At 45.1% G+C, this 11,409-nt stretch carries 3 protein-coding genes; all 3 read left to right on the top strand.

What is annotated here, in order from left to right:
* Positions 1-275 precede the first annotated feature (275 nt).
* The 3 genes from QUA58_RS21475 (at position 276) to QUA58_RS21465 (ending at position 10,613) form a co-directional block, all read left to right on the top strand.
* On the top strand, positions 276-8,243 hold the full coding sequence (locus tag QUA58_RS21475) for a DUF7948 domain-containing protein (protein WP_333395831.1): 7,968 nt from the start codon (positions 276-278) through the stop codon (positions 8,241-8,243).
* A 320-nt stretch (positions 8,244-8,563) separates the two neighbouring features.
* Positions 8,564-9,922: a cytochrome 450 gene (locus QUA58_RS21470; protein WP_333395829.1), complete on the top strand. Its 1,359-nt coding sequence runs from the start codon at positions 8,564-8,566 to the stop codon at positions 9,920-9,922.
* Between the two features lie 145 nt (positions 9,923-10,067).
* Positions 10,068-10,613 carry a hypothetical protein gene (locus QUA58_RS21465; RefSeq protein WP_333251745.1) on the top strand — a complete coding sequence of 182 codons (546 nt, stop codon included), beginning with the start codon at positions 10,068-10,070 and terminating at the stop codon, positions 10,611-10,613.
* Positions 10,614-11,409: the final 796 nt, after the last annotated feature.

Raw genomic sequence — 11,409 nt, 5'->3', positions numbered from 1 at the left:
TTTCTGACCACTCGTGCGTAAGTCCTAACTAAGTTACAAATATTCATAAATATGGGATAATTTTCGCAAGAAATTCATATTTTGCGCCAGTTTTCCGCAAGAATTTACAATACAGCAGAGGTGTGTTTCTCTAGACTGTGCACAAGTCTAAAAATAATCTGTTTGTAATCAGGAATGCGAGTCCTTGCTGGTTAGTTGGGTAATAAGTATAGTCCTGAATGGAAACTTTTTAAAGTTTAGTAACATATCTTATAAATGAAGCAGGGATATCAGCTATGAACGCTCAAAATCAACAATCATCTTACGGTCAAATTCCCTTAAGTTTTATTGCAAATAATGGACAAACCGATCCATCTGTGAAATTCCAGGTAAAAGGCGCAGGTCACAGCATCTTTTTCAGTCCCAACGAAATCTCCTTCACTGCTTTCTCTACACCAACTGAACCGGGAAATCCAGCAACAGCAACTTCTGCGACTGTCCGCAGCAGCTTAGCAAACAGCAACCGCAATCCCACAATTTCCGGCTTGCAACAATTGCCGGGAGTTGCCAACTTTCTCTTAGGCGAAGATTCGAGTCAATGGCACACTAACGTCCCCACATTTAACGGCGTAGTTTATCAAAACGTATATCAAGGAATTGACCGCGTTTTCAAAGGAACAGAAGGACAACTTAAAAGCGAGTTTTTGGTTGCACCTTTGGCAGATCCGAGTCAAATTCGGATGAACTATAATGGAGTTAGCGATATCCGGTTGCGTGACGACGGAGCACTGATATTAGAAACACCGCTGGGCGAATTAATTGATAATGCACCGATAGTTTATCAGGACATCAACGGCACGCGGGTGAATGTTCCCGCTGCTTATAATTTATTAGGAAACGGTCAAGTTGGCTTTACTTTAGGAGATTTTGACCGCACTCAACCCCTCGTAATCGACCCGGTTTTAGCTTACTCGACTTACTTAGGCGGCAGCGGAAGTGAGGGTGCCAACCGCCTCGCGGTAGATAGCACTGGTGCGGCTTACATTATTGGCTCTACTAATAACAATTTTATTACTACTCCTGGTGCTTTTCAAACTACACCAGCGGGTCAAGCTGATTTCTTAGTTACCAAAATTAACCCCGAAGGAACTGCCTTAGTTTACTCTACTTATATTGGCGGTGCTGGCAATGAATATGGTTTGGGGATTGCGGTAGACAGTCAAGGTAATGCTTATTTAACCGGACAAGTCGATCCGGGATTCCCGACTACACCAGGTTCTTTTCAACCTACAGCACCTAATTACACTGCTGCGGTAACAAAACTCAATGCAGCGGGCAATGCGTTAGTTTATTCTACCTTTTTAGGCACGAGCAGCAGCGGCGCCCTAGGCAACGGCATTGCGGTAGATAGTAGCGGCAATGCTTATGTTACCGGGCTGACAGGCGACGGTTTCCCCACAACTCCCGGTGCATCACAGCCTACATCCGGGGGCGACATTGATGCGTTTATTACTAAAGTTAATCCAACTGGCAGTGCTTTAGTTTATTCTACCTACTTGGGCGGTAGCGCTCGCGAAGATGCTCAAGCTATTGCCATAGATAATAATGGTAATGCCTACATTACCGGCCTTACTTATTCGACGGACTTGCCGGGGGTTGATCTAGGCTTTCAAAATGCACTTCTCGGTCAGTATGATGGTTTTGTCGGTAAATTTGACGCGAATGGTGCGCGCGCTTATTCCACTTATTTAGGTGGCAGTGGCGACGATAAAGGTGCTGATATCGCTGTAGATAGTTCTGGAAATGCCTATGTTGTGGGAATTACAACTTCAACTGATTTCCCAACTAAAAATGCAATTCAAGCGGCTAATGCAGGTGGTGCTAATGATGCTTTTATAATCGAGTTAGGCTCTCTAGGTTACACTGCGATTTATTCAACTTATTTGGGCGGCAGCGGAGAGGACAACGGGCATCGCATTACTCTAGACAGTGCGGGTAATGTTTATGTTACCGGGGATACGACTTCAACTAATTTTCCGACTAAAAATGCTATTCAAAGTGTCAGTGGCGGTGGCAAAGATGCTTTTGTCACGAAAATCAATTCATCGGGTTCTGCTTTAGTTGATTCTACTTATCTTGGCGGCAGCGGCGACGACTACGGTAATGGTATTGCGGTAGATAATTCTGGTGCAGTTTATGTGGCGGGAGGTACTAATTCTACTAATTTGCCAACAGCAAATCCTTTGCAAGTGGCGAATGGGGGAGGTGACTCTGATGCTTTTATTACTAAACTAATTCCTGGGGGGCTGCAGGTAAAGATTATTGAGTCTGTCGGCAGCACTAATGTTGCTGAAAGCGGCACGACGGATACTTATACTGTTGTGCTGACTAATCAGCCTACTGCAAATGTGGCGATCGCACTCAACACCGGCACAGAAATTAAGCCGATTGCTGGCATTAGTTTCACTCCAACTAATTGGTTTTTACCGCAAACGGTTACAGTCAGTGCAGTTGATGATGCCGTCGCAGAAACTTCGCCACAGACTGGCCCGATCGCCCATACTGCTATCAGTACCGATGCTAATTATAATGGGGCGACTGCAAGTTTTACGGTTAACGGCACTGCCGGAAATACTGTCAATGCTAACATCACTGATAACGACACCGCAGGCGTTACTATTACTCCTGCTACTACGACTGCGACAGAAGGCGGTGCAAATGGCAGTTATAGCGTTACATTAAATACTCCACCGATCGCACCTGTGACGATTAACGTGGCTACAGGCAGTCAAATTCAACCGATCGCTGCACTGAATTTTACTGCAACTAATTGGAATGTCGCTCAAACTGTGGCGGTGGCTGCTGTTGACGACAATTTAGTTGAAGGAAATCATGCGGGGGCGATCGCCCATACTGCTACCAGTACCGATGTTAAGTATAATGGCGTCACAATTGGCGGTGTCAATGTCGCCATTACCGATAACGATACTGCGGGTTTCAGCGTTGCACCTACCAACATCACTGCTACAGAAGGCGGTGCAACTGGCAGTTACAAAATCCAACTCACTGCCCAACCGACGGCACCAGTTACTATTAGCTTTAATACTGGCAGTCAAATTAGCCCGATCGCCACACCGATTACTTTTGACAGCACTAATTGGAATGTTGCGAAAACTGTGACTGTGACTGCGATCGATGACAATCTAGCACAAGGAACCCACAGCGGCACGATCGCTCACACAGTTACGAGTACCGATGCCAATTATAACGCCAAAGCGATTCCCGATGTGACGGCATCGATTACTGATAACGATAGCCCCGGTGTTTCTATCGTGCAATCGGCAGGAAGTACAAATATTGCTGAAGGCGGTGCAACGGCTACCTATGGCGTGCTTTTGACTAGCGCACCTACTGCAAACGTGACGATTAATTTTGACGCGGGTACTCAAATTAGTACGATCGCACCTATCACTTTTACACCGACTAATTGGAATGTTGCTCAAAATGTGACTGTTAGTGCGATCGACAATAGCATAAACGAAGACACGCACAGCGGCACGATTACTCACACATCTGTAAGTACAGATACCAAGTATAACAATCTGACAATTTCTCCCGTGACAGCCACGATTGCTGATAACGATACCGCAGGCGTGAGTGTTTCACCTGCGAGTACAACTGCTACAGAAGGCGGTGTCACAGGCAGTTATACACTCAAGCTAAATTCGCAACCGACGGCACCGGTTACTCTCAGCTTTGAGGCGGAGAGTCAAATAAGTGCGATCGCCTCTGTTAGCTTCGACTCTACTAACTGGAATGTGGCGAAGTCAGTCACAGTCACGGCTACAGATGATGCGGTTGTCGAAGGAAATCATGCGGGCAGTATTTCTCATAGCGCTGCGAGTGCTGATAGCAAGTATAGTGCGATCGCAATTGGGGGTGTCAATGTCGCCATTACCGATAACGACACTGCGCCAACGCCAACGCCTGTTACCCCAACGCCAACACCTGTTACCCCAACGCCAACACCTGTTACCCCAACGCCAACGCCTGTTACCCCAACGCCAACGCCTGTTACCCCAACGCCAACGCCAACACCTGTTACCCCAACGCCAACACCTGTTACCCCAACGCCAACGCCTGTTACCCCAACGCCAACACCTGTTACCCCAACGCCAACGCCTGTTACCCCAACGCCAACGCCTGTTACCCCAACGCCAACACCTGTTACCCCAACGCCAACACCTGTAGGCATTACCGATAACAAAACCCTATGGTGCGGTTTGGAAAAAGGATTAGACAAACTGGAAAACATTGTTAACGAACAACTCAATGTGTTCAAATTGCCAATTTTAGGGCGACTCAGCGGTATTTCTCCTAATTTTATTAGCGATTTCAAAAATAGTCTAGTCAATACGGTTAAAAATGCAACTGATTTCACACCTAGTCAGCTAGAAAATAGCATTCAGGAGGTTGTTGGTTCGGCATTCGATGTTAAAGTCGAGAGTAGTTCAAATCCCAATGACACTAACTTAGTCATTAAAATCGGCAAAAAATATCAGCTAGATAATATTAACTTTGCTGAAGATTTAGGGCTGCCAGCACTAGGCTTAAAAGTCAAAAAAACTCCGAAGCCTGGGAGTCAAATTTTCGCTGCACCGACTGGAAATCTATCTCGTTTTGCCAATTTATCCAATGAGATAGAAGCATCAAATATCAATTCCACTATCAGCGATTCAGACACATTAGCACCTGTTATAGATAGTGGTAATGTATCTCGGTTTAGTTCGAGCGTTCCTTCTCAAGCAGCGATTTCACCAGTTGCTTCTAAATTCTTAAATCTACCTGAGCAATTACCTAACTTTGACTATGAGTTATCTATTGGTGTCGGTTACAACAAAGATTTTGGCTGCTACATCGATACTGACAATACCAAATTAAACGCTAACTTTAAGTTAGCACTTCCTGAGAAATTCAAAGCTCAAGCTAACCTCGCTTTTTTACAAGCTGAATTTACCGACGATCCAGAAAATCCAACTCAACTCGATGCCAACTTTGAAGTCAAGTTGAATGACTTAGATAATCTGGGCGGGACTGATGATGGCAATCGTTTAACTTTGCCTGAGTTAGACGGCAGTTATCAGTTAGAAGACTTATTTCAATCTAGCTTAACCAGTAATGCCAATCTCGGTTTGCACGGCAAAACTAGCATCGACGGTAATGCTGCTTTTCCATCTTTTGACTTTGATTTAGCAGTCAATTGGCCGCTGATTAATTATAGAAACGGTCAATTAAAGAATTCGCCGTCGTCTTCAAATTCATCGAGTCTATCAAATTTCAATTCATCACTTTCATCTACTGCTAACTTTTCAACGTTTTCAGGGTTAAATCAATCGCTAGGTTCCTCAAACTCAAACACAGGCGCGAGTTCAAATTTATCTTCATTCTTGCCATCAAATAATCAGGGAAATATAGCTTCCCCAACCACCGACAATCCCTTTGCTGGATTGCCTAACCCGAAAGTCGAATTTAACAACCTCAAACTCGACTTGGGAACCTTTATTACTAACTTGGCAAAACCAATACTCACCACTGTTTCTGATATTATTGACCCTTTTAGACCCATTATCGATTTCCTAAATACAGACACTAAGTTACTGTCAGAACTTGGTGTGGCTGATTCCTTTGATAACAATCGAGATGGCCAAGTTTCGATATTGGAACTGGCAACTAAATTCTCGAATGGTAATGTTGCCACTGACTTCTTAAATGCAGTTATCAAAATCGACGAAATCTCGCAATTGGCAAATAGCCTGTCAAACTCTTCAGGAAATATTGCCATCGATTTAGGTTCCTACAGTTTAGGGGATATTAATGTTACAAAACCCAATTCTAGCCTCAAAAACAAAACACCGATACTGAAAAACTCAGTGTCCGATATTTCTCAACAAATTAATTCTAAAACAGGCGGAAATAAAAAAGATTTTGTCAATAAATTCAAGAGCGTTCCGGGCATAGACTTGCCAATTTTAACCAAGCCAGAAACAGCCATTCAACTTCTTTTAGGAAAACCAGATGTTGTCCTTTTCACTTACGATATGCCTCAACTGGGATTAGACTTCAATTTTAGGAAAGAGTTTCCTATATTTGGGCCGATATCAGGGTTACTTGAAGGCAACTTTAATGCGTCAGCACATCTCGCATTTGGCTACGATACTTACGGATTAAAAGAATGGAAAGACGATGAGTTCGATGCGTCATCAGCCTACAAAGTTTTAGATGGTTTTTACGTGAGCGACCGCGCAAATCCAGACGGTACTGGTGCGGATGTTGATGAACTTAAAATCAATGCTGCTATTAAAGCAGGTGTCGGAGTAAATGCAGTAGTTGCCAGCCTTTATGGAACGGCTGGAATAGAAGGAAGCATAGGCATTGATTTAGTAGATATTGGAGAAAACAACGGCACAAGCGACGGTAAAATCCGAGGTTCTGAAATTGGCTCCCGCATTAGCAAACCCTGGGAACTTTTTGATATATCAGGTCAAGTTAATGCTTTTTTAGGGCTGGAGTTTCAAACTATAGTTCCTTGGGAATTTTGGGAAGGAAAACAAACAGTTTGGAAAAAAGATTTTGCCACATTTGAGTTAGCAAAATTTGGCACTGGAGAAAGTTCAAGAAAGAGCGGTAGCGGTGTTAACAGTTACCTGACTGGAGCAAAAGTTTTCTTTGATGCTAACTTTAACGGCATCCCAGATGAAAAAGAACCTTTCACAATTTCTAACGTCGATGGCAGTTTTAACTTAGATGTCTCTCTCCCAGAATTTGACAAAAATAACAGCGGCGAACTCGAACCGGATGAAGGCAGACTTGTCGTTACTGACGGCATCAATACGGCGACTTATTTACCGCAGCAAACGCCACTAACTGCAACACCAGATGCTACGGTGGTTACTCCTTTAACCACTTTGATGGAGAAGTTGGTTGCACAAGGTATTAATCTTAATGAAGCAGAGACTAAAGTTAAAGCAGCATTTGGAGTATCGCCAGCAATTGACTTGACTAGCTACGATCCGCTACAAGCAATTACCCAAAATGACTCTAACGGTTTGGCTGTTTATGCAGTGCATATTCAGGTACAAAATGCAATTGTTTTGACAACGAATCTGATTAGCGGTGGTTCCAATATTGCTAAAACTGAAATTGCCGATCGCCTAATTTCTACCATTGCTAACCAAATTCAATCCGGCGCTCTCGATTTAACCAATCCCGCCCAGTTACAAACCGTCATTCAGTCAGCCGCCACTCAACTGCAAGCACAGACAGCATCTAATCTTGCACCGGAAGTTGCTAAAATTATCGCAGAAGGGAATCAGCGGGTATGGGCGATCGCCTCCAGCAACCTCCCATTAGCAGACGCAGCAACTAAAATTGCCAAGGTACAACAAGTAGAACAAGGTGAAGTTGCCAAAGACTTGCAGCAAGTCGCGATCGGCAGCAAAACAATTCAAGAGGTGATCGCCGAAAATACAGGCACATCCTTAGACGCACAAATTCAATCAGCAACCGTCAATAACCCAACAATTCGCCAGAGTGTAAACAGTGACTCCACTCCGGCCCAACCTTCACCCGACAGCGGCATAGAATTAGTCAACAATTCCCCCAATCAAAAAATCGGTACTGATGGCGACGATACTCTAGGCGGCGACAGCAGCGACGATGTTTTCAGCGGCAAAAAAGGGAATGATTTGATATTTGGTTTTAACGGCAATGACTGGATTAATGGCAATCAAGGCAATGACTTAATCAATGGCGGTTTTGGCGACGATACCCTTTACGGTGGCAAGGGAATTGATACTATCACCGGTAGCGACGGTGGCGATATCATCTTTGGCAATCTAGGTGATGATATCCTAGAGGGTAGCACTGGCAATGATACTGTACGTGGCGGGAAAGGTAACGATCTGTTAATTGGCGGTGATGGCGACGACTTCCTCAGCGGTGAAATGGGAGATGATACTTTACTGGGAGGCATCGGGAGCGATCGCTTCTTACTATCTATTGATGCGGGCATCGATACTGTTGCCGATTTTGAAGATGGCAAAGATTTGCTAACACTCGCCAGTGGCGTTACTTTTTCGCAATTGGCAATTACTGAAAGTAATGGCATAACTCAGATTAGTTTGGCCTCAACCGGAAAAGTTTTTGCTTCTCTAACTGGAGTGTCTTCGAGTCTGATTGGTGTCGCCGATTTTGCCTCAATCTAATAGCAAGTAGTCGCAGATAACCACGGTTATCTGCGACTCTCAGAAATTGGCGCTAATACTTAAAAACTAGAGAGTATATATACTTACCAGCAATCGTGATAAATTACAGTCAATCTCCGGAACCAGGTTAGACTTGGACGCAAACATATTCAGTAGAATTAATCTATATTGCCACGACGTTCACCAATAAACATGGCTATAGTTATACTTACTGATTTTCGCATTTCTGGGGGTATTGAATCCTACTCAATAAGGACTCAATACCCTCTTGCTGCTAAAGGCGAAGCGTGTTATAGCCAGAGGATTTCGGAGGAATTATCATGAACCTAAATTTAGATACTATTTTCTCACCGCTGATGAACCCCGCCCTGAATGAGTTTCAGGCTTGGGCTTTGCAAAACCCAGAGGAGGGGCTCAGCAAAACGATGCTGCCCGCGATCGCCCTAATTGAGGGTTTAATTGCCAACGAACCCACCTATTTGCAAATAAAACGGCTGGCTTTCGGGGCTAATTTTTGCTGTGCGGGACAAGTAGTGATGGGAGAGTTTGCAACACTCGAACAAGCACTCACATCGCCCCAGGCGCGCGGATGGAGGCTGGGTACTTCTGTGCTCGATCCGGATCTCTCCCCCAACCAAGATGTCGGCGGTAGGAACCTGTTTTTGCTGTCTTTGTCCGATCGCGAACCAGACGGTAGCAGCAACCACGCAGCCTTCCGAAGCTGTATGCAGAAGTATCTCTTCAACAGTGCGACAACCACTCGCCAAGGAGACGAAATCAGCAGACGGTTACTCGATCGGCTAGCAGCAGATTATACCGAGATGTCGCACGGTGCGGGGGGAGCGTTTTTTACCGATGTCAGGCGCGGTTGGATGGGATTTTTAGTCCCATACTTGCACTACGTAATTTTTGGGATTAACCCAGATGACAAGCCTGCGATCGAACTTCTCACCGATTTACACTACATCCGCCAAAGCCCCACGCACTACTTCGCCGTCGCCGGCAGCCTGCTGCAAAGCCTGAACCTGTTTGGACACGGGGATTTGTCTGCTCTCATCGAGCGCGCGGCGACGATTTACGAAAATTCTCCCGCTTTAGCAGACTTCGAGGAGATCTCGGAAAACAACGGGATGACTCGGCGGGAATTGGCGAAGCTGATGACAGCGATTATGGGGATAGCGGGACTGCAAGGCCCCCTGCACCTAGGTTACACGGCTATGGGATACCGCCCTCTTCCCGCGTATAAAGGAACACATACGGCCGAAATTAATCCGACTGAGTTTTGGGACGCTCTCGATTTGGACGATCGCCAGTCGATCAAGCTTTTCCTCCTGGAATGTGCGCGCCTCTGGGCTCCCGTCAGCGCCACGCACCGAGTCGCCACAGAGCCATTTACCGCCACGCTAGGGGGCAAAGAACGCACTTTCCCTGCCGGCACCAAGGTACTGATACCGCTCAGTCTAGGGCTGCTTGACGGGAGTTTCTGGGGATCTACAGTGTACGAATTCAACGCTAACCGCGAGAATTTGTGCCCTTATCATATGGGTTTTCATGCGGTGGGCGATCGCAGCGCGGGACGGATTTGCCCCGCTAAAGACGTTGCAATGAATATGCTGGTGGATGTGGTGAGTACAGTTGGTAAAGTTCGGCGATCGTCGCAACCTAATTTGCAGGGATAATTAATCCAAAAGTGCGATCGCATAAGACAGACAGCGGTTTCAACCGATCCTACACAAACTTTCGTCCGCTCCCAGCGGACTAAGAAATAAAGGGGGTATCTAACAGGACACGAAATCACACTTATTTTCGAAGTTAAATAATACCATGTTAATCGAAACAAAGAAACTAAAAGACATCGCAACTTGGATGAAACCAGAGCATCCCCCCGAATTCCCCGAAGCCCTCCAAGGTATCTTCTTTATGGACGGGAATATTTTGCCAGACTATTGTCTGACGATGTACAATTCAGAATGGAATGCTAACCAACGAACGTTATTGCTGCGGATTTATAATCCAGTTGTCTGGACATTTCATTCATCAATGGCGGGACGGATGTTACTTTATGCCGTCAAATTTTCTCGCTTCAGCTACTTGTTCCGCTTCTCGGATGCAGCTTTGCAGCACGGGCACATCACACCAATCGTGTTTGGATTGTCTGTACCACCGTGGCTGATGGATTTTTTGATCGATCGAGATCCGAACACTCCGAATGGGGATATTTGGGATCGCAGAAACTCGTTTTTTGGCAGAGCTCCTGAAAAAGGCTATACACTCCGCAGAGTTGTAAACAAAGATGGAAACCCCACATCAGCGTTTCCAGATTTTTTGTCGAAAGTTGGCAGTGATTGTTTAATCATTGCTCAAGAGTGAAAAGATTTAGGTTTAGGAAAACTACAAAACCCGCTTAATTCGGCGGGTTTTTGCGATCGAAGCGGCGGGATTTGAATCGGCGACCTCTACTATGCCAAGTTTGATATGATAGCCTATAAAGGCTATGCAGTAAGCTCTCCCAGGCTCTTGTCAATTATTGATATCAATACTTTGGATAGTGTTTGATTGCCAACCTTAAAATAAGGGTTTCAGGGCGATTGCGCCATCGAGATCCGAACGAAAAATCAAGGGTTTCAGACTCCTGTTTAAAAACTGTCCGGACTATTGATCCTTTACAGTGTAAAGCGGGAAACTAGAATGGGATATCACGAGTTCCCTGTAAAGTGCGATCGCCCTCTCATCATGCAATATTGAGGGTAGGAAGTCTATCCGAAGCCACTTATCAGCCTAACAAAAAATCAGGGTTTCATAAGGATCTAAGTCAGTCTACACAAGCTCAGGACATCGCATTTATCTAGGTCAGTGTTTACAGGTTTGTAGTTTCTATTTGCTGAAGCTACTGCGTTCCCACTTGATTCAGGTAAATGAAAATAAACATTCTCAAAATAGCTGGTTCTTTGGAAGGACTTTTGCCGCGATTCAGCACAGGTTGGGAATTAAACTCCCTAGGTATTCACTTGGAAGGAATTTGTCATGACTAAACTTTCGGAAATCGACTCTGATCAAGTTGAGCAATTACTAAAACGCATCGAACAACTCTGCCGGGGCGACAGGTCGCCTGAAAGTCATACAGTCCGGCAACTCTAGACAAATAGCATGAAAAAAGATAGGGTAA

The organism is Microcoleus sp. N9_A1 (assembly GCF_036701795.1).
GTDB lineage: Bacteria > Cyanobacteriota > Cyanobacteriia > Cyanobacteriales > Microcoleaceae > Microcoleus.
This window is presented reverse-complemented; position numbering and strand designations above follow the sequence as displayed.